Origin of the sequence: Amycolatopsis sp. A1MSW2902, from assembly GCF_017312175.1 — a bacterium.
Lineage (GTDB): Bacteria > Actinomycetota > Actinomycetes > Mycobacteriales > Pseudonocardiaceae > Amycolatopsis > Amycolatopsis nivea.
The window spans coordinates 2,743,985-2,770,451 of record NZ_QJPO01000001.1 but is presented as its reverse complement, the minus strand read 5'-3'; the positions used below and the strand labels follow the sequence as shown (position 1 = coordinate 2,770,451).

Sequence of the window (26,467 nt, the reverse complement as noted above, 5' to 3'; positions counted from 1 at the left end):
TGCCGGGGACCTCGGCGAATGACTCGCCGGGTGCACCGTGCTGACGACACCGCCGCGAAGGAATACTCCCCTCACAGCGCGTTCAGTCTGCCGGTTACGGGCTGCGAACGCCAGCCGGGGTTGCCCTCATCACTGGACCGGCCGTGTCTCTTTCGTCACTCCGGGCGTCGAACGGCCGAACCGGCGACTGTCCGGGTTCGTGCTCGGACGCCGGAATCAGCCGGTCACGGCGCCAAGCGGGTGAACTGTGTTTGATCCGTGTGAGGCCGCGTCACCGTTCTCAGCAAAATCGTCATAACGTCGCGTCGTGCCCCGAATCCCGCTTCCCCGCACCCGCGGCTCCCGGCTCGCCGCCGTCGCCGCCGTGGTGCTGGTCGCCGCTGCCGCGGTGACTGTCTGGGCGACTCGCGACCGCGGTCCCGCGCCGGTCCGCACCCAGGACGCCTTCCTCTCGATGCCGGCCGCACCGGGTTCCCCCGACCAGGTGCGGATCGACACCACCACCTACTACCCCGAACACACGCCCGCGCCCGCCGTGCTGCTCGCGCACGGCTTCGGCGGCGACAAGTCCAGTGTGGACCCGCAGGCGCGCGAACTGGCGCAGCGCGGATTCGTGGTGCTCACCTGGTCCGCGCGCGGATTCGGGCACAGCACCGGCAAAATCGGGCTCAACGACCCCGACGGCGAGGTCGCCGACGCGCGCAGGCTGGTCGACCGGCTGGCGGCGAGCCACGACGTGGCGACCGGCTCCGACGGCGCGCCCGAGATCGGCGTGACCGGGGCGTCGTACGGCGGTTCGCTGTCGCTGCTGCTCGCCGGGACCGATCACCGGGTGCGCGCGCTCGCGCCGGTGATCACCTACAACGACCTCGGCCAGGCTCTCGTTCCGAACGCCGCGGCGGCGACCGCTCCGTCAGCGAAGACCCCGGCGGCCGGAGCGTTCTCTCCGGACGGCGTCTTCAAGAAGAGCTGGGCGGGCATCTTCTTCTCCGCCGGTTCGGGCGCGGCCGCGGCGAGCACGCCGTCCGCCGAAGCGCCGGAAGCGGGACAGAAGACCAACGACAACGGCAGCACCGCGGGCAACAGCGGCGGCACCGCGCCACAAGCCGCCGCGCCACCGGCTGGTGCCCGAGCCGAGCGGCCGTCCGCGGATCCGTGCGGCCGGTTCACCGCGGCGGTGTGCAAGGCGTACGCGGAACTCGCGACCACCGGCAAGGCCAGCCCGGAGACGGTCGCGCTGCTGCACCGCGTCTCCCCCTCGTCGGTCACCGGCAAGATCACCGCGCCGACGCTGCTCGTCCAGGGCGAGAGCGACACGCTCTTCGGGCTCGACCAATCCGACGCCACCGCGCGGCAGATCACCGCGGCGGGCGGATCAGTCCGCACGATCTGGTACACCGGCGGGCACGACGGCGGGGTCCCCGGACCGCAGCTGCGCGCGAAGATCGGCGACTTCCTGTGGTCGTCGCTCACCGGTCAGGGCGACCCCGGCCACGGATTCAGCTACGACGTCCAGGGCACGTTGCGCGCCAACGGAACCCCGTCGGTGCGCACGGTCAACGCCGCCGCGTACCCGGGCCTCAGCGGCGCGGGAACCGAGCGGAAGCAGGTGGCGCTCACCGGACCGGCGCAGCCGATCGTCCGGCCCGCAGGCGCGAATCCCGCTGCGGTGAGCGGAATTCCTGGGCTCAACGGACTCGCGGCGGGCACCTCCCGGCTGGCTCCGCTGTTCAGCAGCGACCCACCGGGACAGGCCGCGCAGTTCGGCACCGCGCCGTTCGACAGCCAGGTGTTGCTGTCCGGTTCGAGCACCGTCCGGCTGCAGGTCGCGACCGACCCGGCGCATCCGCAGCCGGAGGCGGTGCTGTTCGCGAAGCTGTACGACGTCGGCCAGGACGGCACCCGCGTGCTGCCCGCGAACGCGGTCGCGCCGTTCCGGGTCACCGGGCTGCCCGCGGACGGCACGCCGGTCGACGTCACGGTGACGCTGCCGGGCGTCGTGCGGCCGATCGATTCCGGGCATTCGCTGCGGCTCGTGGTGGGCACGACGGACCAGGCGTACTCGGTGCCGGCGCAGCCGGGAGTGTTCCGGGTCGGGCTCGCGCCGGGCGCGGCGCTCGCCGTCCCGGTGGTGCCCGGCGCTTCGGTCGGCGCTCCCCTGCCGGTCGGGCAGCTGATCGGCATCGGCGCGACGCTGCTGGTCGCGATCGCGTTCGTCGCGGTCGCGGCGATCCGCCGCCGGCGGGCGCACGACGTCGACCCGGAGCTCGCGGACACGCCGCTGGTGATCAAGGGGCTGCGCAAGCAGTACGCGGGCGGGTTCACCGCGGTGGCGGACCTGTCGTTCCGCGTCGAACCGGGCCAGGTGCTCGGGCTGCTCGGGCCGAACGGCGCGGGCAAGACGACCACGCTGCGGATGCTGATGGGCCTGATCACGCCGACCGCGGGCGAGATCCGCGTGTTCGGCCACCGGATCGCGCCGGGCGCGCCGGTGCTGTCGCGGATCGGGTCGTTCGTCGAGGGCTCGGGATTCCTGCCGCACCTGTCCGGGAAGGCGAACCTGGAGCTGTACTGGGCGGCGACCGGGCGGCCTGCCGAGAAGGCGCATTTCACCGAGGCGCTGGAGATCGCCGGGCTCGGCGACGCGGTGCACCGGCGGGTGAAGACCTACAGCCAGGGCATGCGGCAGCGGCTCGCGATCACGCAGGCGATGCTCGGGCTGCCGGAGCTGATGGTGCTCGACGAACCGACCAACGGGCTCGACCCGCCGCAGATCCACCAGATGCGCGAGGTCCTGCAGCGCTACGCCGCCACCGGGCGCACCGTCGTCGTCTCGAGCCATCTCCTGGCCGAGGTCGAGCAGACGTGTTCGCACGTGGTGGTCATGCACCGCGGGAGGCTCGTGGCCTCGGGCGAGGTCGGCGAGCTGGCGGCCTCGAGCGGCGAGGCCACGTTCCGGGTCGACGACTCGGCGGCGGCCGCGGCGACGCTCAAGAGCGTCGGCGGGGTGTCCGACATCGAGACCGAAGGCGATCTGGTGCACGCGAATCTCGACGGGATGCCGCGCGCCGAGGCGGTCGCCGCGCTTGTGCGCGCCGGGGTCGCGGTCGAGCAGGCCGGGCCGCGCCGCCGGCTCGAAGACGCGTTCCTGCAGCTGGTGGGAGAGGATTCATGAACGAGGGCAACGGTTCCGGCGGGGTGCACACCGACCCGGCCGCACTGCAGGAACTGAGCGACCTGGCCACCGCGGAACCGGCCGAGGTCGGCCCGGACGGCGCGGTCGCGGGCTACCGGGCCGACCGGACGCTGCGGCTCGGCGTGGAGCTGAAACGGCAGCTGCGCCGCAGGCGGACCCAGCTGGTGCTGGCGTTCGTCGCGGTGCTGCCGTTCATCCTCGTGGTGGCGTTCCAGATCGGGCAGGCGAATCCGAACCGCCGCACCGGCGGGTTCGTGGACCTCGCGACGGCGAGTGCGCCGAACTTCGTGGTGCTCGCGTTCTTCGTGTCCGGCACGTTCCTGCTGCCGATGATCGTCGCGTTGTTCTTCGGCGACACGATCGCGAGCGAATCGTCGTGGTCGAGCCTGAAGTACCTGCTGGCGATCCCGGTGCCGCGGCAGCGGCTGCTGCGGCAGAAGGCCGCGGTGTCCGGGCTGCTGTCCATCGCCGCGCTGGTGCTGCTGCCGGTGGTTTCGCTGCTGGTCGGGATCATCTGGTACGGCGCGGGCGACGCGATCAGCCCCACCGGCGACGCGGTCGGCTTCGGCGACAGCCTGCTGGCGCTGCTGATGTCCACTGTGTACATCGTGGTGCAGCTGGCCTGGGTCGCCGGGCTCGCGCTGCTGCTGAGCGTGTCGACGGAGGCCCCGCTGGGCGCGGTCGGCGGGACGGTGCTGGTGGCGATCCTGTCCCAGATCCTCGACCAGATCACCGCTTTGGAGGGTCTGCGGAACTATCTGCCGACGCATTATTCGTTCGCCTGGATCGACCTGATCTCCACGGACATCGACTGGACGAACCTGGCCAGCGGAGTGCTGTCGTCGGTCATTTACACGACGGTGTTCCTGCTGCTGGCGGGCCGCCGGTTCGCGAGGAAGGACGTCACCAGCTAGGCGGATGTCCGGTACGGTTCGGCGCGTGACGATCCACCTGGAACTCGACGCCGGCGTCGCACTCGTGACCCTCGAACACGGGCGCGGCAACACCCTCGACACCGCCACCTGCAAAGAACTGGTGATCAGACTCGAAGAGGCCGAAGCCGCCGGGGCGCGCGCGGTCGTGCTCACCGGTGCGGGCGACATGTTCTCCGCCGGAGTGGACCTGCTCGCGATCGACGAGGGCGGCGCGCGCTACGTCGGCGATTTCCTGCCCGCGCTGTCGGACGCGTTCCTGGCCGTTTTCGGCTTCCCGCGCCCGGTGGTGGCGGCAGTGAACGGCCACGCGATCGCGGGCGGCATGGTCCTGGCGGCCGCGTGCGACCACCGGATCGCCGCGGACGGCCCCGGCCGCATCGGTGTGACGGAGCTGCTGGTGGGCGTGCCGTTCCCGTTGTCGGCGCTGGAAATCCTGCGCTGCACGTACGGCACGACGCCACTGCCGTCCCTGATCTACAGCGGCGCGACGGTCACCATGGCCGACGCGCTCCCCCGCGGCCTGATCGACGAGATCGTGCCCGCCGACGACGTGCTCACCCGGGCCCGCGAACTGGCCGCCCGGCTCGGCGAACTGCCCGCGGAGGCCTTCGCGCACACGAAGCAGCAGCTGCGGCAGCCGTACCACCAGCGGATCGCGGAGAACCGCGTTTCCGACGATGCGCAGGTAGAGCGTTTGTGGCGGTCCGAACCGGCACTCGCGGCGGTGAAGGCGTACGTGGAGAAGGTGCTGAAGCACTGACCCTTGCGGCCGTCGTTCGCCGGCGCCGACCGCGGACAGGAGACTTTCTTGCCTCGGCTCTGCCCTCGAACCCATTGCTTCGGGCGCATGTTTCTGTGAAAGTCGATACGAGGGTCCGGGAACCGGGGGTGCCTCAGTTTGGAGCGCACCCCCGGCTGGGGCCCGCCCGGCTGATCGCCGTCAGTTCTCCTCTAGCTTGACCAGCTCCAGGTCGGTCTGCGGGAAATCGTCGCCGATGCAGAGCAGCGGTTCTCCGGCGATCATCGCGGCCGCGCAGGTGAGGCAGTCGCCGAAGTTCAGCGCGGCGGGATGCCTGCCCTTGCCATAGCGCAGGTACGCGGTCTGCGCGGTCCGCCAGTGCGCTTCGCCGAACGTGAGGATGTCGAACCGCCGCCGTTGCAGGAACGAAGCCAGCAGCGTGGCTCCCCGCTCTCCTTCCTTGTGCGCCAGCACGATCGAGGTCTCCGCCAGGGTCGGGGCCCCGATCCGGCATTCCTCCGCGCCGCCGATCGCCCGGGCGATCGGCACCGCCAGCGGTTCGCCCATGAGCACCGCCACGATCGCGGAACTGTCGATGATCACACGCCACCCGGCCCGTATCCGAGGATTTCCTCGCGCTCGGCCTTGCTGACCGGCTTGCCCCGGTTCTCCGGGGAAACCTGCGGCCAGATCTCCTCCTGCAGGAAGCGCACGAACTCGTCCGCGTTCCGCTCCGCGCGCCGCTGCGCGACCAGCCGGTCGCGCATGATCCGCAGCGACTCGCGGACCGCGCCGGTCTTGGTGGTGCCGGTCAGCTCGGCCACCTCCGCGGCCAGGCGCTCCGTTTCCGGATCCTTGATGTTCATCGCCATGGTGTAATGGTACCGGAAACGGTGTAATTACTTGATGCCGGCCGCGTCCATCCCCCGCAGTTCCTTCTTCAGGTCGGCGACCTCGTCGCGCAGCCGGGCGGCCAGTTCGAACTGCAGGTCGCGGGCGGCCTGCATCATCTGATCGGTCATCTGCTGGATCAGGTCGGCCAGTTCGGCGCGCGGCATCGACCCGACGTTCTTGTCGGTGAGCATGCCCGAGCTGCGGACGCGGTCGCCCTGTTCCGGCTTCTTGCCGCGCGAGGCGTTGCGGCCCGAACCGCCTACCGCGACCGCCTCGTCGGAGTCTTCCGCTTCGGTGTAGACGCGGTCGAGGATGTCGGCGATCTTCTTGCGCAGCGGCTGCGGGTCGAGGCCGCGTTCCTCGTTGTAGGCGACCTGCTTGGCGCGGCGGCGGTCGGTCTCGTCGATCGCGTACTTCATCGAGTCGGTGATCTTGTCCGCGTACATGTGGACCTCGCCGGACACGTTCCGCGCCGCGCGGCCGATGGTCTGGATCAGCGAGGTTCCGCTGCGCAGGAAGCCTTCCTTGTCCGCGTCGAGGATCGCGACCAGCGACACCTCGGGCAGGTCGAGGCCCTCGCGCAGCAGGTTGATGCCGACCAGGACGTCGTAGTCGCCCGCGCGCAGCTGGCGCAGCAGCTCGACCCGGCGCAGCGTGTCGACCTCCGAGTGCAGGTACCGGACGCGGATGCCCAGCTCCAGCAGGTAGTCCGTGAGGTCCTCGGCCATCTTCTTGGTGAGCGTGGTGACCAGGACGCGCTCGTCCTTGTCCGCGCGCTCGCGGATCTCGTGCACCAGGTCGTCGATCTGCCCCTCGGTGGGCTTCACGACCACCTTCGGGTCGACCAGGCCGGTGGGCCGGATGACCTGCTCGACGAACTCGCCGCCGGTCTGCCCCATCTCGTACGGGCCCGGCGTCGCCGACAGGTACACCGTCTGCCCGATGCGGTCGGAGAACTCCTCCCAGGTGAGCGGCCGGTTGTCGACCGCGCTGGGCAGCCGGAACCCGTAGTCGACGAGGTTGCGCTTGCGGCTCATGTCGCCCTCGTACATGCCGCCGATCTGCGGCACCGTCTGGTGCGATTCGTCGATGACCAGCAGGAAGTCTTCCGGGAAGTAGTCGATCAGCGTGGCGGGCGCGGACCCCGCGCCGCGGCCGTCGATGTGCCGCGAGTAGTTCTCGATGCCGGAGCAGAAGCCGACCTGGCGCATCATCTCGATGTCGTAGGCGGTGCGCATGCGCAGCCGCTGGGCCTCCAGCAGCTTGCCCTGCTTCTCCAGCTCGGCCAGCCGCTCCTCCAGCTCGGCCTCGATGCCGCGGATCGCCTTCTCCATCCGCTCCGGCCCGGCGACGTAGTGCGTGGCCGGGAAGATCCGGACCTCGTCGACCTCGCGCACGATGTCGCCGGTGAGCGGGTGCAGGTAGTACAGCTTGTCGATCTCGTCGCCGAAGAACTCGACGCGGATCGCCAGCTCCTCGTACGCCGGGATGATCTCCACCGTGTCGCCGCGGACGCGGAACGTGCCGCGCGCGAAGGCGATGTCGTTGCGCGAGTACTGCACGTCGACCAGCGCGCGCAGCAGCACATCGCGCTCCACCGTGCCGCCGACCTCCAGCTTCGTGGACCGGTCGAGGTACGACTGCGGCGTGCCGAGGCCGTAGATGCAGGACACCGACGCGACCACGATGACGTCGCGGCGCGAGAGCAGGTTCATCGTGGCGGAGTGGCGCAGCCGCTCGACGTCGTCGTTGATCGACGAGTCCTTCTCGATGTACGTGTCCGTCTGCGCGATGTACGCCTCGGGCTGGTAGTAGTCGTAGTAGCTGACGAAGTATTCGACCGCGTTGTGCGGGAACAGCTCGCGCAGCTCGTTGGCCAGCTGCGCGGCCAGCGTCTTGTTCGGCGCCATCACCAGGGTGGGCCGCTGGACGCGTTCGATCAGCCACGCGGTGGTGGCCGATTTGCCGGTGCCGGTGGCGCCCAGCAGCACGACGTCTTTCTCGCCCGCCTTGATCCGGCGTTCGAGATCGTCGATGGCCGCGGGCTGGTCGCCCGCGGGCTGGTACTCGCTGACGACCTCGAACCGGCCGCCGGCACGGGGCACCTCGGAGACGGGGCGGAAGTCGGACTGGGCGAGGACGGGGTGTTCGGTTGCGAAAGCCACGGGAACCAGGGTAGGCCGGGCCACCGACAATTTCCGCGACGGCCCCGCTGAGCTGGGGATCTGCCGTCCTCGCGGGCTCCCCGGACGGCGGTGCGGGGACCCCGCGGACGGCTCAGCAGCTGCAGCAGTCGCACCCGCCGCAGCAATCGCAGTCGCATCCGCCGCAATCGCAGCAGTCGCAGCTGCCGCTGTTCGGTTCGCCGCTCCAGGGGCCCGGGTACGGGTCGCGGCAGCAGAACTGGCAGGAGCAGCACATGTACGTCGCGATCGCGCAGCCCGCGAAGAAGTTCCGGCGTTTCGGCGGGACGGCGAACTTCGGCACCCAGCAGCCGCCTCCCTTGCCGTCCAGCGAATCCCCGCCTTCCGGCGGCTCGGGACCGTCCGGACCACCGGGCCCACCTGGACCACCTGGACCACCCGGGCCACCAGGACCGGTAGGACCGCCGGATCCGGGCATGCCCGCAGGTCCATACCCCGGAACCGGAGTGCCGTAGCCCGGCGGCGGCCCGTACGCGGGCGTCCCCGGCGGCGGCCACGACGCGGGCATCCCCGGCTGCCCGGGCCCCGGTCCGTACGGCGACTGCTGCGGCGTCGGCCCCGGCCCGATCCACCCGGGCGGCGGCTGCTGGCCGTGCAAGTGGTGATGCCCGAACGCCCGCCGCACCGCCTGCCGCAGCTCGTGCACCAGCAACGCGTGCACCAGCGCCGAATCGGTGAACTCGGCCTCGCGCAACGCCAGCTCGACCCCGAGCACCGCGTCCGAGCACAGCCGGTGGGCCTCGTCCAGCGCGGTTCCCGTGGCCAGCAACGGATTCCAGGACCCGGACGCGGCATCCGCGGCCAGGTCCTCCACCGCGTCGAGCAGGTGGGCCACCCGGCCGAACAGCCGTCCGGCCTCCGCGAGCGGTGCGCGGTTGCCCGGACGTCCGGCGATCACCGCGGTCTGCGCGAACGCCGCAGACGACGCCAGCTCAGCCGGTTCGGTCGCCAGCAACGGCGAGTCCCCGGCGCGTATCGCGCGTTCCAGCTCGCCCTGGCGGCCGACCACTTCGGTCAGGACCGCGGTGTCGAAGCCGATATCCGCACCGGTCCGGCCGCCCTGCGCGGCCCAGCGTCGGGCGACGAGCCGTGCCGCACCGGCGACCGGGCGCCGGGCGAAAGCGCCGTCCCGGTCGGCGACGTGGTCGGCCACCTTCGCCGAGGCCAGGACCAGCGACACCGCCGCGGCGAGCCGGGCTCCGTCGCCGACCGCGACCGACGCCGGGCGCATCGACCGCAGCGGGCACGGTCCCGCGGCCCGCCGGGGTCCGCTCGGCGTCTGCGCCTCGACCAGCGCCGACACGATCAGCGCGTCGTAGTTCGTCACGACGCGGGCGAACTGCCCGTGCTGGTCGCGCAGCGCGAGGCAGAGGCCGCACAGGTGTGCCATCCAGTCCGCGTGCAGCCGGCCGGCCAGCCGGTGCCGGCAGGGTCTGATGATCCCGAACAAGTGCGCGTCCCCCCAGGAGAACCGAATGACCCGCGAACTTTAGCCCGCCGGCCGGACCCCTGACCCGGGTTCCGGCGATTCTCGCGAAGGGCGCGGGCAAGGCAGGATGGGCGGATGACCGATCTGCACCCGCCCAAGGTCGAGAGGTTCGACCCGGCCGCCCGCGTGAACATCGACAACAAGGGCATCCGCCGCGACGTGGACGAGTTCCGCGAGGAGCCGTTCGGCCTGTACCTGGCGCGCCCGGCGCCGGGGCGGGCGCAGTTCCACTACCTCGAGTCCTGGCTGCTTCCGGGACTCGGGCTGCGGATCACCGACTTCTGGTTCAGCCCCGGCCACGAACGGGACCAGGACTTCTACCTCGACGTCGTGCGCGTGCACCGCGACGGCCCGCGCTGGGTCGCCACCGACCTCTACCTCGACCTCGTGCTCAAGGACAAGATCTCGGTACGGGTGATCGACACCGACGAACTGCTCGCCGCCGTCGCCGGGAACCTGCTCTCGCAGCAAGACGGCGAGTACGCGCTCGAAGTCGCCTACGCCGCCGTCGAGGGCCTCGCCGCGCACGGATACGACCTGGCCGCCTGGCTGTCCACAAAGGACATGACGCTCGGCTGGCGCAGGCATCCCTAACCGGGAACGGGGGATTCCCCTCCCCTGCCCGGCGGTCAGCCGGATTACCCGGGGCGGTTCGCCCGGCCACGATCAGCGGCATGGAACGAACCGCACACCAGGTGACGCTCGACCTCGTCCGCTCGCTCTATCGCGAACACACTGAAGCGTTGCGCGCCGCGAAGGACGCTCAGCGGGCGCACCGCAACGCGCATCCGGCGATGAAGACGCAACTGGACGACGTCGAGGCGGAGATCACCTACCTGCTCCTGCGGCACCTGCGCCCGGAGAAAGTCGTGGAGATCGGTTCGCTGCACGGGTGGTCGACGAGCTGGATCCTCCGCGCGCTGGCGGACAACGGCACCGGCAAGCTGACCACGATCGACCTCATCGGCAACGCCACCAAGACCGTTCCGCACGCGCTGGCGAAAGGCCGCTGGGAGTTCCGCCAGGGCGACGCGCGCACCCTCGCCGGCGCGGTGCTGTCCGATGTGGACTATCTCTTCATCGACGCCGACCACGGCGCGCGCTTCGCGAGGTGGTACCTCTCCGACGTCTTCCCGAAGATCGACGCCGCGGTGAGCGTGCACGACGTGTTCCACCGCGCCACCCCGCTGCCGTTCACCGAAGGCACTGAAGTGGTGCGCTGGCTGGAAAAAACGCAGACCCCGTACTTCACCGCGGCACGCGCCCGCGCGAAACACGCGTACGCTTGCCTCGACGAACTCAGGCGCGAACTCGGCGTCGACAGCACCGTGCACACCGGGCGCGACAACCCGATGATCTACTTCCGCATCCACCGATCGGTGGATGCGCGGCGGACAGCCGGTGGACCGGAAGTCGCGCCGTTCCGCTGATCCGATCGGCCGCTCCGGCCGGGATTCTCGAAGGCAGCAACCGCTGCGATTCGAGAGGGGACTCCCAGGCAATGCCGGTCATCGAGGTGCGGAACCTCCATAAACGCTATCGCGAGAAGACCGCTGTGGAAGACGTTTCGTTCACCGTCGAGCAGGGCGAGATCTTCGGGATCCTCGGCCCGAACGGCGCGGGCAAGACCACCACGGTGGAATGCGTCGAGGGCCTGCGCTCCCCCGACGGCGGCACCGTTTCGGTGCTCGGGCTCGACCCGCGGCGCGACGTCCGCGAACTGCGCCAGCGCCTCGGCGTCCAGTTGCAGGAAAGCCGGCTGCCCGACCGGTTGCGCGTCCGCGAGGTGCTCGACCTGTTCGCCGCGATGTACCGCACGCCGGCCGATCCGGCGCGGCTGATGGGCCTGCTCGGGCTCACCGAACAGCGGAACACCTTCTACCGCAAGCTTTCCGGCGGCCAGCAGCAGCGCGTGTCGATCGCGCTCGCGCTGATCGGCAGCCCCGAGGTGGTGGTGCTCGACGAACTGACCACCGGTCTCGACCCGCAGGCCCGCCGCGACACCTGGGACCTCGTCGAAGCCGTCCGCGCGGAAGGCGTGACGGTCGTGCTCGTCACGCACTTCATGGAGGAGGCGGAACGGCTGTGCGACCGGATCGCGGTGATCGACGCCGGCCGCGTCGTCGCGACCGACACCCCGGCGGGGCTGGTCGGCCGGGTCGGCGGCGAGCAGCGCATCCGGTTCCGCCCGTCCGCGCCGGTGGACCCGCAGGCGCTGGCCGGGCTGCCGAGCGTGCGGAAGGTCGAGCGGAACGGCGCGCACCTCGTGGTGACCGGAGGCGACGGCGCGCTGCAGGCGGTGACGTCGTTCCTCGCCCGCACCGGCGTCGTCGCGGGGGATCTGCGGGTGGAGCAGGCCAGCCTCGACGACGCGTTCGTCGCGCTGACCGGCCGGAAACTGGACTGAGGGGGACCTGGAAATGCTCTCGAAGCTGACTGTCGCCGAGGCGAAGATCTTCCTCCGCGACCCGGGCGCGCCCGCCGCGGTGCTCGGGATCCCGCTGGCGCTGCTGCTGGTGTTCGGGCTGATGCCGGGTTCGCGCGAGCCGAGCGCCCAGTACGGCGGCGAGTCGCCGCTGGCCACGGTGATCGCGCCGATGGCGGTGGCGCTCCTGCTCGGCATGCTCGCGGTGTACCTGCTGCCGGCCGCGATGGCCTCGCACCGGGAGAAGGGGGTCCTGAAGCGGCTGGCCGCCAGCCCGATGCCGCCGTCGCGGCTGCTCGCCGCGCAACTGCTGGTGAACCTCGCCAGCGCCGTGGTCGCGATCGTGCTCGTCGTGGGGGTGGGCACGATCGCGCTCGGCATGGCCCTGCCGAAGAATCCGGGCGGCTTCCTCGCGGTCACGCTGCTCGGCGCGGTGTCGCTGTTCTCGATGGGCACGCTGCTCGCCGCGTTCGTCCCGAGCGCCCGCGCGGCGAACGGGATCGGCGCGGCGGTGTTCTTCCCGATGCTCGCGCTCGGCGGCGTCTGGGTGCCGAAGGAGCAACTGTCCCCGGTGCTGCAGCACATCGCTGACGTCCTGCCGCTCGGTGCGACGCTCGGCAGCCTGCGCGACACCGCCGCCGGACACGCGCCGCACTGGCTGCCGATGGTGGCCCTCGCAGTGTTCGCCATCGTGTGCTCGACGCTCGCCGCCCGATTCTTCCGCTGGGAGTGAGCGCGATGACCACGACACAGGAAGAAGCCACGACAGCCCGCTCGGTCGCGCCGTTCGCCCGGATGCCGGTGTTCGGCATCGCCGCCCTGATGGCGGTGCCGATGGCGCTCACCGCGAACAACTACGGCTACTTCGGCGACGAGCTGTACTTCCTCGCCGCCGGACGGCATCTGGCCTGGGGCTACGTGGACCAGCCGCCGCTGCTGCCGCTGCTCGCCCGCGCGATGGACGCGATCGCGCCGGATTCGCTGTTCGTCCTGCGGCTCCCGGCGATGCTGGCGATGCTCGCCGGCGTCGTGTTCGCCGCGCTCGTCGCCCGCGAACTCGGCGGGCGCACCCGCGCGCAGGCGATCACCGCCGCGACCTTCGCCGCCTGCACCCAGTTCGTCGCCAGCGGCCACTACCTGGCGACCTCGACGCTCGACCCGTTCCTCTGGACCGTCCTGCTCTGGCTGCTCGTCCGCTGGATCCGGACCCGGCGCGACGGCCTGCTGCTGTGGGCCGGGATCGTCACCGCGTTCGCGTTGTACGTGAAGTTCCTGATCGGCGGCTTCTGGATCGTCGCCGGGATCGCGTTGCTGATCTGCGGCCCGCGCGACCTGCTGCGCCGCCCGCTGCTGTGGGCCGGGGCCGCGATCGCCGCGCTGGCGCTGGTGCCGACGCTCGTGTGGCAGGCCCAGCACGGCTGGCCGCAGCTGGGCATGGGCGCGGCGATCTCGCACGAGGTCGGCCAGTCCTGGGGCGGGCGGCTGACCTGGATCCCGCAGGTGCTGCTGCTCGCCGGCGTCCCGATCGGGCTCGTGCTGCTCGGCTACGGCCTGTGGCGGCTGCTGCGTTCGCCGCGGTTCCGCGCCTACCGCTTCCTCGCCTGGACGACGCTCGCGCTGGCGGTGGTGTTCATCGCGGTGAACGGCCGTTCGTACTACATCGCGGGCATGTTCGCGCCGTGCTGGGCGGTCGCGGCGGTGGAGCTCGAGAACGGGCAGGCGGCGCGGTGGTGGCGCTGGATCCCGACGTGGCCGGTCTTCGTGCTCTCCGCGCTGCTGATGCTGCCCGCCGCGCTGCCGGTCTGGCCGCACTCCTGGGTCGAGAAGAACCCGTCGCTGCCGACGCCCGCCTTCTCCTTCGGTGAAGTCGGCTGGCCGGAAGCCGCGCAGTCGGTCGCCAAGGCGTTCCGCGGCGTGCCCGACCCGGCACACACCGCGATCGTCGGCGAGACCTACTGGACGGCGAGCGCGCTTGACCGCTACGGCCCCGACCTGGGCCTGCCCGAGCCGACCAGCCCGAACCGCGGGTACGCGACGCTGGCCGTCCCGCCCGATTCGGCGCGCGACGTCCTGTTCGTCGGGGCCGATCCCCGGCCGTTGCTCGGGCGCTTCGCCCACCTCGAGCCGGTCGGCGCGGTCACGACCGGGAACGCGAAGCCGAGTGTGCTCGACGGCACCCCGATGTGGCTGGCCACGGCGCGGCTGCGGCCGTGGGCGGAAATCTGGCCCGAGCTGGCGAACACCGGGACTTGACCGGCGGCACCCGCAGTGGGACGGCGGACGGCCTCGCCCGTAGGGTGCGGGCGAGGCCAGCCCCCGATTCGCCGACAGGGAGCAGGATGGATGCCGTGACCACGGCCACCGCACCGAGCACGCCCGGCCGCGCGCTCGCCGGGTTCGCCCGGCGGCCGGTCTTCCTGCTCGCCGCGGGGACCGCCGCCGTACTCCTCGCCACCGCCGGCCGCTACGGCTACTTCGGCGACGAGCTGTACTTCCTCGCCGCGGGCAAGCACCTCGCGTGGGGCTACGCGGACCAGCCGCCCGTGCTGCCGTTCCTCGCCTGGCTGGCGAACACGGTCGCGCCGGGCTCGCTCGTCGTGTTCCGGATCCCGGCGATCCTGGCGACCGCCGCGGGCGTGGTGTTCACCGCGCTCATCGCCCGCGAAATGGGCGGCGAACGCAAGGCGCAGACCCGCGCCGCCGCGGCGTACGCGATCTGCGGGCAGTTCGTCGGCAGCGGCCACTACCTCGCGACGTCCACTGTGGACCCGCTGCTGTGGACGATCGTGCTGTGGCTGCTGGTGCGCTGGATCCGCACCCGCGACGACAACCTGCTGCTGTGGCTCGGCGTCGCGACGGCGGTCGGGCTCAACGTGAAGTTCCTGATCGGCGGGTTCTGGGCGGTCACCGCGATCACCGCGCTCGTGTTCGGGCCGCGGGACCTGTTGCGCCGCCCCAAACTGTGGGCCGGCGCGGCGATCGCCGCGGTCGCGTGCGTGCCGACCTTGCTGTGGCAAGCCGCGAACGGCTGGCCGCAGCTGGGCATGGGCGACGCGGTCTCGCGCGAGGTCGAGGAAGCGGGCGGCCGGGCGATGTTCGTGCCCGCGCTGCTCGCCGGAGCCGGTCTGGTCATCGGCGCGCTGGGCGTGCTGTACGGGCTGGCTGTGCTGCTCGGCAGCGCCCGGCTGCGCGCGTACCGGTTCCTCGGCTGGACCGCGCTCGGAGTCTTCGCGATCTTCCTGATCGGCAACGGCCGGTTCTATTACGCCGCGGGCACTTTCGGCATCCTGTGGGCAGCCGCCGCGGTGCACCTGCAGGACCGGCGGCCCGCGTTGTGGTGGCGCTGGGTTCCGACGTGGCCGCTGTTCGTCCTCTCCGCGCTCTACAGCCTGCCCTACGCGCTCCCGGTGTGGCCGGAGCAGTGGCTGGTCGAGCATCCGACCGCGCCGCGCCCGGCGTACGCGATGGAGGAATACGGCTGGCCGGACCTGGCCGCGTCCGTCGCCAAGCAGTACCGCGCGCTGCCGCCGGAGGAACGGACCCGCACCGCGCTCGTCACCGGCGGGTACTGGCAAGCCGGCGCGCTCGGCCGCTACGGGCCGGAGCAGGGCTTGCCCGAGGCGTACAGCGCGAGCCGCGGATTCTGGTACTTCGGCCGCCCGAACGACAACGCCGACACCGTGCTGTTCATCGGCCGCGAACCGGCGAAGCTGGCGGCGCACTTCCGGTCCGCGCGCGTCGTCGGCGAGGTCGACAACCGGCTCGGCGTCCCGAATTCCAGCCGGCACATGCCGATCTGGCTGCTCGAGGGCCGGATCGGCTCCTGGGCCGGGATCTGGCCGCAGCTGAAGGACCTCAAGGCGTGAGGCTCGAAGACCTCCGGGGGGTCAAACTCGACTGGCGGGGCTCGCTGACGCCTCCGGCGGTGGGGTGGAAAGAAAGGACGCCGGTGCGGTGGCACCGGTGGTTCAGCCAGGCCGAGACCGTGCTCGCGTGGCTCCTGCTGGCGGTCTCCGTCCTGCTCACCGTGCTGGGCAGCGGCCGGACGAGCGACTACCGGACGGCCACCCTGCTGATCGCCGCCGGCGCCGCGGTCTGGCTGCTGCTGACGACCGTCGTGCTCAGCCCGAAGCTCCGCGATCACCCGGTGACCGCCGCGGTGGCGTTCGCCGGGGTCGTCACGTTCGGCGCGATCCTCGAAGCGCGCGAAACGTACTTCGTCATCTTCATGATCTACGCGTTCTTCGCCGCGATGCGGATGAAGCCGATGGTGCTGGCCGTGCTCGGCATCGGCGTCACGTCGCTGCTGATCAACACCATGACGCTCGGCGGGCCGATCCACGCGCTGTCGGACTCGCCGGGGATCTGGATCGCGCTGGTGACCGTGCAGACCGCGGCGATCAGCGGCGGCGGCGCGGTCTTCGCCGCCGTGGGCAGGCAGAACGCCGAACGCAAGCGGATGCTCGACCAGCTGGCTGCGGCCGAGGCGGAGAACCGCGGGCTGCAGCGGCAACTGCTCACGCAGGCGCGCGAAGCGGGCGTGCTCGACGAGCGGCAGCGGCTGAGCCAGGAAATCCACGACACGCTCGCACAGGGATTCACCGGGATCATCACCCAGCTCGAAGCCGCCGCCCAAGCCCGCGGCGACACGGCCGAATGGGAACGCCACCTCGCCGCGGCCACCCAGCTCGCCCGGGAAAACCTCACCGCGGCCCGGCGTTCGGTCGCCGCGCTGCGCCCGGAACCGCTCGAAACCGCGACGCTGCCCGAAGCGCTGGCCGAGGTCGCGCGGCTGTGGAGCGAACGCACCGGCGTGCCCGCGGAATTCTCGACCACCGGGACCGCCGTCCCGCTGCATCCGGAGCTGGAAGCCAGCCTGCTGCGGATCACCCAGGAAGCACTGTCCAATGTGGCCAAACACGCGCGGGCCAGCCGAGCCGGGATCACCCTGTCGTACATGGGCGACGAGGTGACTCTCGACGCGCGCGACGACGGCGTGGGCTTCGATCCCGCGCACCCGCCCGCGCCGCCCTCGGCGGAAGGCGGGCACGGCCTGCCCGGCATGCGGCGGCGCGCCGAACGCCTCGCCGGCACCCTGCACGTCGAGTCCGAACCGGGCGGCGGCACCGCGATCTCGGCGCGCCTGCCCGCGATCCCGGCTGCGACACTGGATCCGACCGAGGGGGCCTCATGACCATCACGCTGCTCATCGCCGACGACCACCCGATCGTCCGGGACGGGCTGCGCGGCATCTTCACCGGCGAGCGCGGCTTCGAGGTGCTGGGCGAGGCCGCGCACGGAGCCGAGGCGGTCACGCTCGCCGAGGCCCTTCGCCCGGACGTCGTGCTGATGGATCTGCGGATGCCCGGAACCGACGGCGTCGCCGCGATCACCGAACTCGCCCGCCTCGGCAACCCGGCGCGCGTGCTCGTGCTGACCACGTACGACACGGATTCCGACGTGCTGCCCGCGATCGAAGCGGGCGCGACCGGCTACCTGCTGAAGGATTCGCCGCGCGAGGAACTGTTCCGCGCCGTCCGCGCCGCCGCCCGCGGCGAGGCAGTCCTCTCCCCCGCGGTCGCGAGCCGGATCATGGGCCAGATGCGCGCACCGGCCCAGGAACCGTTGTCGCAGCGGGAAATCGAGGTGCTGAACCTCGTCGCGCGCGGGTCGACGAACAAGGAAGCGGCGAAGAAGCTGTTCATCAGCGAGGCGACGGTGAAGACGCACCTGCTGCACGCGTACGCGAAGCTCGGCGTGAAGGACCGGGCGGCCGCGGTGGCGGTGGCTTTCGAGCGCGGGTTGATCGGGTCCTAGCCCCACAGGTCGCTGCTGCGGGACGCCACCTGGGCCACCACCGCCGCCACGAACTCCTTGCCCGGCAACGGATCCAGCTTCCGGCCGTCCCGGAGCCGAGGCGCGATCAGCCCCTCCGCAGCCTCCCGCGGGCCGAGCACCGCCTGGTACGGCACCAGCCGCCGGTCACGGATCCGCGCGCCCAGGCTCCCCCGGTCCGCCGGAACGACCTCGGCGCGCAACCCGGAGTCCATCGCCTCCTCCGCGACCGCTTCGGCCGCCGCAAGTTCCGCGTCGCCAACCGGAAGCACCGCCACTTGCACCGGTGCCAGCCACGGCGGGAACGCGCCGCCGTGTTCCTCGATCAGTTGTGCCAGCACGCGTTCCAGGCTGCCGAGCACCGCGCGGTGCACCAGTACCGGCCGGTGCGCGCGGCCGTCCGGGCCGACGTATTCGAGCCCGAACTGCTCCGGCTGGTGCAGGTCGACCTGCACGGTGGACAGGGTCGATTCGCGGCCGGAACTGTCGGCGATCTGGATGTCGATCTTCGGGCCGTAGAACGCGGCCTCGCCCGGACCGCGTTCGTACTCGATGCCGTCGAGCGCGTCGACGAGCACCTCGGCCGCCTGCTCCCACGCCTCGGCCGCACCGGCGTACTTGCCGCGGTTGTCCGGCAAGGAAAGGCGATAGCGCGCGGGTTTCAAGCCAAGATCCCGGTACACGCGGCGAATCAGCGCGAGCGCATCCCGCACCTCCGCGCCGACCTGCTCGGGAAGGCAGAAAATGTGCGCGTCGTTCAACTGGATCGCCCGCACCCGGCTGAGCCCGCCGAGGACGCCGGACAGTTCGGCGCGATACATCCCGCCGAGTTCGGCCAGCCGCAGCGGCAGTTCGCGGTGGCTGCGGGCGCGGGAACGGTAGATCAGCGCGTGGTGCGGGCACAGGCTCGGCCGCAGCACTACCTGCTCGCCGCCGACATCCATCGGCGGGAACATGTCGTCGCGGTAATGCGCCCAGTGGCCGGAAAGCTCGTACAGCTCGCGTTTCCCCAGCACCGGCGACGCCACGTGCCGGTAGCCGGCCCGGCGTTCGATCTCGCGGACGTACTCCTCCAGCACGTGCCGCACGGCGGCGCCGTCGGGCAGCAGATACGGCAGTCCCGCCCCGATCAGCGGGTCGCTGCCGAACAGGCCGAGTTCGCGGCCGAGTTTGCGGTGGTCGGGCATGGCGGTCTCCTCACGGAAGGCGAGGCGAGCGCACGACGAAGCCCGGGGCGCTCGCCCCGGGCTCGAATGGCAGTGTTCAGCGCGCCGGGACGGGATCCGGCGTCGTCGTGGACTGGGCGCGCTTCATGCCGCGAACGGTAACCCGCACCCGGCGGATCCGCATCCGGTTTTCCGGCTCAGGGCTTCCAGCCGCTTTGCCCGGCCCACTTCTCCGCGCGCACGAACGCCTCGTTGACCCAGCCCTGCTTCTCTTCCGCGTACTGCTCGACCGTGCCGTCCGCGGAGTGCTTGCGCGCCAGTTCTTCCTTCACCTGGGCGTAGCTGTCGCGCTCGTCCGGGTGCGCGCGGATCCAGTCGCGGAACAGCAGCGCGAGCCGCCACGCCGGGGTTTCGGTGGACCGGACGTGCAGGTTGACCGGCCGCTTCGGGTCGGCGCTCTGGTGGAACCGCTTGAGCCACTTCCCGTCGCCGCCCTGCGGGTCGTCCCACCATTCGCCTTCGCGGCGCGGGAAACCGGCGTCGGCGAGCGCCTCGGCGAGCGAGTCCGCATCGTCCAAAGAGGACACTGTGAGCTGCAGGTCGAGGACGTCCTTGGCGGGCAGGCCCGGCACCGCGGTGGACCCGATGTGGTCCGCGCGCACCAGCCGCGAACCCGCGATCTGCCGCAGCCGCGCCAGCCGGCGTTCGGCCTGCAGCGGCCAGCTCGAGTCGTACGGCGAGATCACCGGCGAGGCGGGCGGACGCGGTTTGCGCAGCCGGAGGTTCGCCTCGAACGGCACCAGCCGGTCCGCCCACAACGCGTCCACTTCGGCGAGCACGACGTCCGGCGTTCCGCCGTTGTCGAGCCAGACGTCCGCGACGGCGCGCCGCTGTTCCTCCGCGGCCTGCGCCCGGATCCGCGCCCGCGCGTCGGCCTCGGGCATGCCGCGCACCTCGACCAGCCGGCGCACCCGCACCTCCACCGGCGCGTCGACCACCAGCACCAGGTGATACGCGGGCGCGAGGTCGTTCTCCACGAGCAGCGGCACGTCGTGCACCACCACCGCGTCGTCCGCGGCCGCGGCCATCAGCTCGCCGGTGCGCTGCCCGACCAGCGGATGCACGATCGAGTTCAGCCGCCTGCGCGATTCGTCGTCCGCGAACGCGCGCGCGGCGAGCGCGGGACGGTCCAGCGAACCGTCCTCGGCGAGGATTTCCCCGCCGAACGCCTCGGCCAGCGCGGCCAGCCCGGGCGTGCCCGGCTCGACGACCTCGCGCGCGATGCGGTCGGAGTCGATGACGACGGCCCCGTGTTCGGCCAGCCGGTTCGCCACCGTCGACTTCCCAGCACCGATCCCGCCCGTCAGGCCCACTCGCAGCATGGCCACACCCTACTGTGCCGATGATCGGCCATCCGACCACCGCCAAGGCCGAACGACTTCGCCGCACCGAGGGGTCGCTCCGCTCGTGGCCGGACGAGCAACGAGCCCCGCCGTCACCCGCTCAGGCGACACCGGGCCCCCTGCACGTGCAATCGCACACGTACCCGCACACCCTCCGCGCAAACGCAAGCACTTTTTCGGGCGTAGCCGAACTGATGTGGGTGACACGCCGCGTGCTTGCGCTGTTTTCGCGGGTCGAGTGCGTACCGTGCGCGGCGGAAGGGTCGCCCACACGGAGGAACAATGGCGGAGAAGCACGTCGGGAAGCACCGGCTCGGCACCCCGGGTCTGGTGCACTGCGTCTCCTATCGCCAGGTCTCGGACGCACTAGCGGAGTACCGGCGCACGTGGTTCAGCGCGCTGCTCGTGCCCGCGAAGCACAGCCTGGCCGGCCTCCGCCGCCGCGCCCGCGAAGCCGCGCTCGAACGTGCTTGGGTCCCCTCGGTTTCTCTGGAACGCGCCTGACCCGCCGCTCTCACGACAGGGTCCGCGAGGTACCCACGAAGGACGTCAACCTCGGCGCAATACGGCGAGTACGTGAGGGCCACCCTGAGGGACTCTGATTCCCTCAGGGTGGCCCTCACGGACGAACCTCGCTCACGCCACCCGCGTCGGCCTGGGCGGACACGCTTCAGCTGCGCCCGCGAGGCTCTGCTTGAGTCCTCGGCGTTGGTGGTGAAGTCCGTGAAGGACTCCCCGAGGGACTCTGAATCCCTCAAGGAGCCCTTCACGGACCGGTCGGGGTCAGACCGCGTGGGTTTCGATCGCGATCTCGTGGCTCAGCGTGCGGTGCACCGGGCATTTGTCCGCGATCTCCAGCAGCCGCGCGCGCTGGGCGTCGTCGAGGTCGCCTTCCAGGGAGATTTCCCGGGTGATCCGGCTGATCAGCCCGACCTCGGTCTCGCAGCGTTCGCAGTCGCGGGCGTGCACGCGGTCGTGCCGGAGCCGGACGGTCGTGCGGGTCAGCGGGATCCCCTTGCGGTCGGCGTACATCCGCAGCGTCATCGAGGTGCAGGTGCCGAGCGCGGACAGCAGCAGGTCGTACGGCGTGGGACCGGCGTCCGCGCCGCCCACGCTCTCCGGTTCGTCGGCGAGGAATTCGTGGCCCGCGGTCGTGACGCGCTGTGCATAGCGGCCGCTCCCGGCATCGGTGACGACGACAATGCCGGGTTCCGGCTGGGTCATGGGGAGGGATTCCTTCTGCTCGGCACCGCCCGCCCGGTCCGGGCGGTCGCTTGTGGACGGTCCGGGAACGACGTTCCCAAGAAGCCGTGAATATCGTATCTTCTGCTTGCGAGAAGCGGACGCGCTTCCCGCGGAGCACGGGCAAAAGGGGGGTGGGAGATGGCCACCCGGCATCTCTCGACACGGCCGGCGGAGCAGCACAACCGCGGCCGGTTCCTCGACGCGGCTTTGACCGTCCTCAGCGAACGAGGCGTCGCCGGATTGACCGTGCGCGCGGTGGCCGAACAGGCCGGGGCGTCCACGATCACGGTGTACACGCGCTTCGGCGGCCGCACCGGTCTGCTGGACGCCTTGTACGAGCGGGCTTTCGACCTGCTGGGCGAGGAACTGCGCACCGTTCCGCAGGACGACGGGATCGCCGAGCTGGTCGAGGTCGCCCTCGCCTACCGCCGGTTCGCGCTGGAGAGCCCGGCCCGCTACGGCTTGATGTTCGAGCGCTCGGTGCACGACTACGACCCCGACCCGGCGCTGCGGTCGGGAGTGCTGCGCACGAGTTTCGCCGAGTTCGTCGCGAAAATCGACCGGGTCTGCCCGCCGGACGTCGTCGCGCAGGAATGCGGCTACCTGCTCTGGACCTCGATGCACGGGCTGGTGAGCGTCGAGCTGACGATCCGCTCGCAAAGCCCGCTCGACGACTGGTTCCTCAGCTCGGACGAATCCGCGCACGAAACCATCTACCGCCGGGGAGTCCACGCGACGATCGACGGGCTCGGGCTGCGCAACTGACCCGCGCCCGGTGCGTCGAGCCGCGGAGAACGGCTCGGCCGTCCGCGGCCCGGTGTTCGAGCCTTCGGCGCACGACTACGCCCCCGGCCCGCGCTGCGGTCGGGGTGTGCTGCACAGAAGTTTCGCCGCGAGAACCGACCGGTTCTGCCCGCGCGACTACTAGCTCTCAGGCCCGGCGAATCGGCGCACGAACCACCTACCGCCCCGGCGTCCACGCGACGATCGACGGGCTCGGGCTGCGCAACTGACCCGCGCCCGGTGCGCCAGGCTTCGGAGAACAGCTCGGCCCGACGTCCGCGGCCCGGTGTTCGAGCCTTCGGCGCACGACAACGCCCCCGGCCCGCGCTGCGGTCGAGGTGTGCCGCGCACGAGGTTCGCCGATTTCGCCGCAAGGCCCGACGTCGCCCCGCAGCACTGCGGCCAGCCCCAAGACCCAGAAAAACAATTCGGCCCCGGTCCACCAGGACCGGGGCCGAACTTGTCAGAGACTCAGCGAGTCAGTCGCTCACGCGCCGCCCGACAGCTTCTCGCGCAGGGCCGCGAGCTGCTCGTCGCTGGCGAGCGTGCCGCCGCTCTTCGCCTCGACCGGGGCGGACGAGGTGTAGCTCTGGTCGCCGCCCTCGATGCCGGTGGCGGCGTCGGCAGCGGCTTCGGCGTCGGCCTCGGCGGCCTTCTTGACCTGGGCCATGTGCGCCTCGTAGCGCGTGTGGGCCTCGGCGTACTGCCGCTCCCACTCCTCGCGCTGCTTGTCGAAGCCTTCCTGCCACTCCTGCGTGTCCGGGTCGAAGCCTTCGGGGTAGATGTAGTTGCCCTCGGCGTCGTACTCGGCGGCCATGCCGTACTGGGTGGGGTCGAACTCGGTCTCCGGCGTGACGCCCTCGTTCGCCTGCTTCAGCGACAGCGAGATGCGGCGGCGCTCGAGGTCGATGTCGATGACCTTGACCATGACGTCGCCGTTGACCTGGACGACCTGCTCCGGGATCTCCACGTGGCGCTCGGCCAGCTCGGAGATGTGCACCAGGCCCTCGATGCCCTCTTCGACGCGCACGAACGCACCGAACGGAACCAGCTTGGTGACCTTGCCCGGCACGATCTGGCCGATCGCGTGGGTGCGGGCGAACTGGCGCCACGGGTCTTCCTGGGTCGCCTTCAGCGACAGCGAGACGCGCTCGCGGTCCATGTCGACGTCCAGGACCTCGACCGTGACCTCCTGGCCGACCTCGACGACCTCGGACGGGTGGTCGATGTGCTTCCAGGACAGCTCGGAGACGTGCACCAGGCCGTCGACGCCGCCCAGGTCCACGAAGGCGCCGAAGTTGACGATGGAGGACACGACGCCCTTGCGGACCTGGCCCTTGGCGAGCGCGTTGAGGAACTCGCTGCGCACCTCGGACTGGGTCTGCTCGAGGTAGGCGCGGCGGGACAGGACCACGTTGTTGCGGTTCTTGTCCAGCTCGATGATCTTCGCCTCGAGCTCGCGGCCCACGTAGGGCTGCAGGTCGCGCACCCGGCGCATCTCGACCAGCGACGCGGGCAGGAAGCCGCGCAGGCCGATGTCCAGGATGAGGCCGCCCTTGACGACCTCGATGACGGTGCCCTTGACGGGCTCGTCCTTCTCCTTGAGCTCCTCGATCGTGCCCCAGGCGCGCTCGTACTGCGCGCGCTTCTTGGACAGGATCAGACGGCCTTCCTTGTCCTCCTTCTGGAGAACGAGGGCTTCGACCTCATCGCCGACGGCGACAACCTCGGCCGGGTCGACATCGTGCTTGATGGACAGCTCGCGCGAGGGGATGACGCCCTCGGTCTTGTACCCGATGTCGAGCAGGACCTCGTCGCGGTCGACCTTGACGATGGTGCCCTCGACGATGTCCCCATCGTTGAAGTACTTGATCGTCTTGTCGATAGCCGCGAGGAAGTCTTCCTCCGACCCGATGTCGTTGATGGCGACCTGCGGGGCCCCGGTCGGGGCGGTCGGGGCGGTCGGGGCGGTGGCGGTGTCGGTGGTCATTAGGCGGGTTGCTCCGGTGGATGGGTGTCGTAGGTGGATGTGAAGTTGGCTACCGGCAGTGCACGCGGCGGGCTCGCAACCGGCATGCGACGACCCTGCTCAAACGTCCGGCGACCAAACGTTCCACCAGTGAACGACCGCGGCATGACCCGCTGACGATGCGCGGCCCCGGTGGGTAGTCACCCAGGCAGCGCGAACCCCACTGCGCTAACACGTATCGTACGCGGGCCTGTCCGGGGGACACAATCAGGGTCGCCCTCGGCTCCCGGTACCTTCCTCGCAACGTTTCCGCCGGTCCGGGCATTCCCCGCGCCCAGCCGGCCGCACCCGGGAGAGGAGACCGGCATGCCCGAGCCCGCCGCGGCCCCGGCGGACCGCCACGCGAGCGCCGAGGAACGGCTCGGCACGGTCGGCGTCGCTCATCGCGAAGTCGCCGGGAACGAGGCGGAAGCGGCGAATCTGGCCTGGTGGGACGCGGATGCCGACGACTACCAGGCTACCCACGGCGGATTCCTCGGCGACGCCGATTTCGTCTGGTGCCCGGAGGGCGTGCGCGAGGAAGACGCGCGGCTGCTCGGCGACGTGCGCGGCAAGCGGGTGCTCGAAGTCGGCTGCGGACAGGCCGCGTGCTCGCGCTGGCTCGCGGCCGCCGGAGCCGAACCCGTCGCCACCGATCTGTCCGGCGGCATGCTCCGGCACGCCCGCGAAGGGAACGCCCGCACCGGCGCGGCGGTCCCCCTCGTGCAGGCGAACGCCGAGCGGCTTCCGTTCGCCGCGGCGAGTTTCGACATCGCGTGCTCCGCGTTCGGCGCGCTCCCCTTCGTGCCGTCGCTGGAGACCGTGTTCGGCGAGGTGCGCCGGGTGCTGCGCCCCGGCGCGCCGTGGGTGTTCTCGGTGACCCACCCGATGCGGTGGATCTTCCCGGACGATCCCGGCCCGCAGGGGCTCACCGCGACCCAGCCGTACTTCGACCGCACGCCGTACGTCGAGGTGGACGACGACGGCACCGCGACGTACGTCGAATACCACCGCACGCTCGGCGACTACGTGCGCGCGCTCGCCGCGTCGGGCTTCGCGCTGGAGGACCTCGTCGAGCCGGAATGGCCGGCGGGCCACACGCGCACCTGGGGCCAGTGGAGCCCGCTGCGCGGCAGGCTTTTCCCCGGCACCGCGATCTTCCGCACCCGCCGCGACTGACCGGCTACGCTGCGGCAGTGAGCTCCGCAGGCCGATTCGCCGAACTCGACCCGCTCCTGCCGCCGCCCGTCCCGCTCGCGGGCGGCGAGCGGCTGCGCGCGGTGACGGCGTCCGGCACGCAGGTTTCCGCGATGCTCCAGCGCTACCGGCACGGTCCGGGCGACGCTCCCCTGCTCTGGTCGGCGGCCGAGGTGTGGCAGCTGTTCCCGGATCCGGAAACCGCGGGCACCGAAGCGTTCGACGCGCTGCTCGGCGCGCTCCGCTCCCAAGTGGACACTGAAGCGCCGGGCGCCGATTCGGCGTGCGTGGTCAACTGGCCGAGCCGCGACGCCGAAGCCATCCGGGCTTTTCTCGATCACGGGCTGGTTCCGTTGGCCGCATTGGCGGTTCGCCCCGCCGTCGCGCCGGAAGAAACCGCCGCGGACGCGTCGATCCGCCTCGCCGGACCCGACGACTATCCGGCGGCGCTGGCGCTGTGCACCGCGACCTTCGACTACACCGGCCTTGTCGCGCACCGGAAACGCGAGCAGACCGCGGAGCTGCTCGGCCCGGCGCTGCGCCGCGCGCTCGGCGAGAAGGCGACCTGGCTCGCCGAGGCCGACGGCGAAGTGGCGGCGCTCGCGCAATGCGACTGGGTGGAATCCGCGCCCGGGAACGAGGCCGCCGAGCTGCTGCCGACCGGGCGCTGGGGGTACGTGAACAACGTCGTCACCGCCCCGGGCAGCCGCGGCCGCGGGATCGGCCGCGCGCTGATGGCCCGCGCGCACCGCGAGCTGCTGAACCAGGGCGCGACCGGCACCTACCTCTATTACAACCCGACCAATCCCCTGTCGTCGGTGTTCTGGCACCGGCAGGGCTACCGGCCGCTGTGGACGTCCTGGGAGGCACACCCAGCGTGGGCCTTGCGCTGAGGCCGCCGCTCTTTGGTGTGACGTCCGGCGAGCCGCCTTGCCGACCTCGCCAGGT

The 26,467-nt window shown here is 71.3% G+C and carries 23 protein-coding genes; 15 read left to right on the top strand and 8 right to left on the bottom strand.

What is annotated here, in order from left to right:
• Window positions 1–307 precede the first annotated feature (307 nt).
• The 3 genes from DMP23_RS12660 to DMP23_RS12650 are packed head-to-tail and all read left to right on the top strand — an operon-like array spanning window position 308 to window position 4,891.
• Window positions 308–3,175, top strand: a complete 2,868-nt coding sequence (locus DMP23_RS12660; RefSeq protein WP_337821139.1) for an alpha/beta fold hydrolase — start codon at window positions 308–310, stop codon at window positions 3,173–3,175.
• A complete protein-coding gene (locus DMP23_RS12655; RefSeq protein WP_337821138.1) occupies window positions 3,172–4,110 on the top strand; it encodes an ABC transporter permease in 939 nt (312 codons plus the stop codon). Before DMP23_RS12660 ends, DMP23_RS12655 begins: the two co-directional genes overlap by 4 nt.
• A 25-nt stretch (window positions 4,111–4,135) precedes the next feature.
• Entirely contained in the window at window positions 4,136–4,891 is a 756-nt protein-coding gene (locus tag DMP23_RS12650; protein ID WP_443111262.1) for an enoyl-CoA hydratase/isomerase family protein, read from the top strand.
• A 180-nt stretch (window positions 4,892–5,071) separates the two neighbouring features.
• Here the strand turns inward: DMP23_RS12650 and DMP23_RS12645 are convergent, their stop codons facing one another.
• The 4 genes from DMP23_RS12645 to DMP23_RS12630 all read right to left on the bottom strand — a co-directional run bounded on the left by DMP23_RS12645 (window position 5,072) and on the right by DMP23_RS12630 (window position 9,418).
• Window positions 5,072–5,473 (bottom strand): type II toxin-antitoxin system VapC family toxin, encoded by a 402-nt coding sequence (locus tag DMP23_RS12645; protein ID WP_337821136.1) that lies wholly within the window; start codon window positions 5,471–5,473, stop codon window positions 5,072–5,074.
• Window positions 5,470–5,742 (bottom strand): type II toxin-antitoxin system VapB family antitoxin, encoded by a 273-nt coding sequence (locus tag DMP23_RS12640; RefSeq protein WP_067582069.1) that lies wholly within the window; start codon window positions 5,740–5,742, stop codon window positions 5,470–5,472. Before DMP23_RS12640 ends, DMP23_RS12645 begins: the two co-directional genes overlap by 4 nt.
• Window positions 5,743–5,769: 27 nt before the next feature.
• The gene (uvrB, locus tag DMP23_RS12635; protein ID WP_167754127.1) at window positions 5,770–7,929 is read right to left on the bottom strand and encodes an excinuclease ABC subunit UvrB; all 2,160 of its coding nucleotides are present in this window, start codon (window positions 7,927–7,929) and stop codon (window positions 5,770–5,772) included.
• 112 nt (window positions 7,930–8,041) lie between these two features.
• Window positions 8,042–9,418 carry a DUF5685 family protein gene (locus DMP23_RS12630; RefSeq protein ID WP_337821135.1) on the bottom strand — a complete coding sequence of 459 codons (1,377 nt, stop codon included), beginning with the start codon at window positions 9,416–9,418 and terminating at the stop codon, window positions 8,042–8,044.
• Between the two features lie 114 nt (window positions 9,419–9,532).
• Between DMP23_RS12630 and DMP23_RS12625 the strand changes: the two genes are divergently transcribed.
• The 8 genes from DMP23_RS12625 (at window position 9,533) to DMP23_RS12590 (ending at window position 17,699) form a co-directional block, all read left to right on the top strand.
• Window positions 9,533–10,051, top strand: coding sequence for a DUF402 domain-containing protein (locus DMP23_RS12625; protein WP_337821134.1), 519 nt, complete (start codon window positions 9,533–9,535; stop codon window positions 10,049–10,051).
• Between the two features lie 80 nt (window positions 10,052–10,131).
• Complete coding sequence (locus DMP23_RS12620; RefSeq protein ID WP_134667995.1) at window positions 10,132–10,887, top strand: class I SAM-dependent methyltransferase; 756 nt, start codon at window positions 10,132–10,134, stop codon at window positions 10,885–10,887.
• Window positions 10,888–10,958: 71 nt separating this feature from the next.
• Window positions 10,959–11,864, top strand: coding sequence for an ABC transporter ATP-binding protein (locus DMP23_RS12615; RefSeq protein ID WP_134729118.1), 906 nt, complete (start codon window positions 10,959–10,961; stop codon window positions 11,862–11,864).
• 13 nt (window positions 11,865–11,877) lie between these two features.
• Window positions 11,878–12,615 carry an ABC transporter permease gene (locus tag DMP23_RS12610; RefSeq protein WP_134729116.1) on the top strand — a complete coding sequence of 246 codons (738 nt, stop codon included), beginning with the start codon at window positions 11,878–11,880 and terminating at the stop codon, window positions 12,613–12,615.
• Between the two features lie 5 nt (window positions 12,616–12,620).
• Entirely contained in the window at window positions 12,621–14,135 is a 1,515-nt protein-coding gene (locus DMP23_RS12605) for an ArnT family glycosyltransferase (RefSeq protein WP_167754126.1), read from the top strand.
• 95 nt (window positions 14,136–14,230) lie between these two features.
• Window positions 14,231–15,748: an ArnT family glycosyltransferase gene (locus DMP23_RS12600; protein WP_443111261.1), complete on the top strand. Its 1,518-nt coding sequence runs from the start codon at window positions 14,231–14,233 to the stop codon at window positions 15,746–15,748.
• A gap of 83 nt (window positions 15,749–15,831) precedes the next feature.
• Window positions 15,832–17,076 (top strand): sensor histidine kinase, encoded by a 1,245-nt coding sequence (locus tag DMP23_RS12595; RefSeq protein WP_037818107.1) that lies wholly within the window; start codon window positions 15,832–15,834, stop codon window positions 17,074–17,076.
• Window positions 17,073–17,699 carry a response regulator gene (locus DMP23_RS12590; RefSeq protein ID WP_037818105.1) on the top strand — a complete coding sequence of 209 codons (627 nt, stop codon included), beginning with the start codon at window positions 17,073–17,075 and terminating at the stop codon, window positions 17,697–17,699. The genes DMP23_RS12595 and DMP23_RS12590 overlap by 4 nt, the downstream gene beginning before the upstream one ends.
• On the opposite strand, the gene thrS is transcribed toward DMP23_RS12590, so the two are convergent.
• Together thrS and coaE are read right to left on the bottom strand one after the other, a co-directional pair.
• Window positions 17,696–18,904 (bottom strand): threonine--tRNA ligase, encoded by a 1,209-nt coding sequence (thrS, locus tag DMP23_RS12585; RefSeq protein WP_443111260.1) that lies wholly within the window; start codon window positions 18,902–18,904, stop codon window positions 17,696–17,698. The genes DMP23_RS12590 and thrS overlap by 4 nt on opposite strands.
• A gap of 176 nt (window positions 18,905–19,080) precedes the next feature.
• A complete protein-coding gene (coaE, locus tag DMP23_RS12580; RefSeq protein WP_337821132.1) occupies window positions 19,081–20,265 on the bottom strand; it encodes a dephospho-CoA kinase in 1,185 nt (394 codons plus the stop codon).
• A gap of 303 nt (window positions 20,266–20,568) precedes the next feature.
• Here coaE and DMP23_RS12575 point away from each other — a divergent pair, with 303 nt between their 5' ends.
• Window positions 20,569–20,790 (top strand): hypothetical protein, encoded by a 222-nt coding sequence (locus DMP23_RS12575; RefSeq protein WP_037818102.1) that lies wholly within the window; start codon window positions 20,569–20,571, stop codon window positions 20,788–20,790.
• Between the two features lie 279 nt (window positions 20,791–21,069).
• Here DMP23_RS12575 and DMP23_RS12570 read toward each other — a convergent pair whose 3' ends face one another.
• Window positions 21,070–21,510, bottom strand: coding sequence for an OsmC family protein (locus DMP23_RS12570; RefSeq protein WP_134729106.1), 441 nt, complete (start codon window positions 21,508–21,510; stop codon window positions 21,070–21,072).
• 159 nt (window positions 21,511–21,669) lie between these two features.
• Here DMP23_RS12570 and DMP23_RS12565 point away from each other — a divergent pair, with 159 nt between their 5' ends.
• The gene (locus DMP23_RS12565) at window positions 21,670–22,296 is read left to right on the top strand and encodes a TetR/AcrR family transcriptional regulator (RefSeq protein WP_037818099.1); all 627 of its coding nucleotides are present in this window, start codon (window positions 21,670–21,672) and stop codon (window positions 22,294–22,296) included.
• A 505-nt stretch (window positions 22,297–22,801) separates the two neighbouring features.
• On the opposite strand, the gene rpsA is transcribed toward DMP23_RS12565, so the two are convergent.
• Window positions 22,802–24,304 (bottom strand): 30S ribosomal protein S1, encoded by a 1,503-nt coding sequence (gene rpsA, locus DMP23_RS12560; protein WP_337821131.1) that lies wholly within the window; start codon window positions 24,302–24,304, stop codon window positions 22,802–22,804.
• A 345-nt stretch (window positions 24,305–24,649) separates the two neighbouring features.
• Between rpsA and DMP23_RS12555 the strand changes: the two genes are divergently transcribed.
• Window positions 24,650–25,501 (top strand): class I SAM-dependent methyltransferase, encoded by an 852-nt coding sequence (locus tag DMP23_RS12555; RefSeq protein WP_336161571.1) that lies wholly within the window; start codon window positions 24,650–24,652, stop codon window positions 25,499–25,501.
• A 17-nt stretch (window positions 25,502–25,518) separates the two neighbouring features.
• A complete protein-coding gene (locus tag DMP23_RS12550; RefSeq protein WP_337821130.1) occupies window positions 25,519–26,412 on the top strand; it encodes a GNAT family N-acetyltransferase in 894 nt (297 codons plus the stop codon).
• Window positions 26,413–26,467 lie beyond the last annotated feature (55 nt).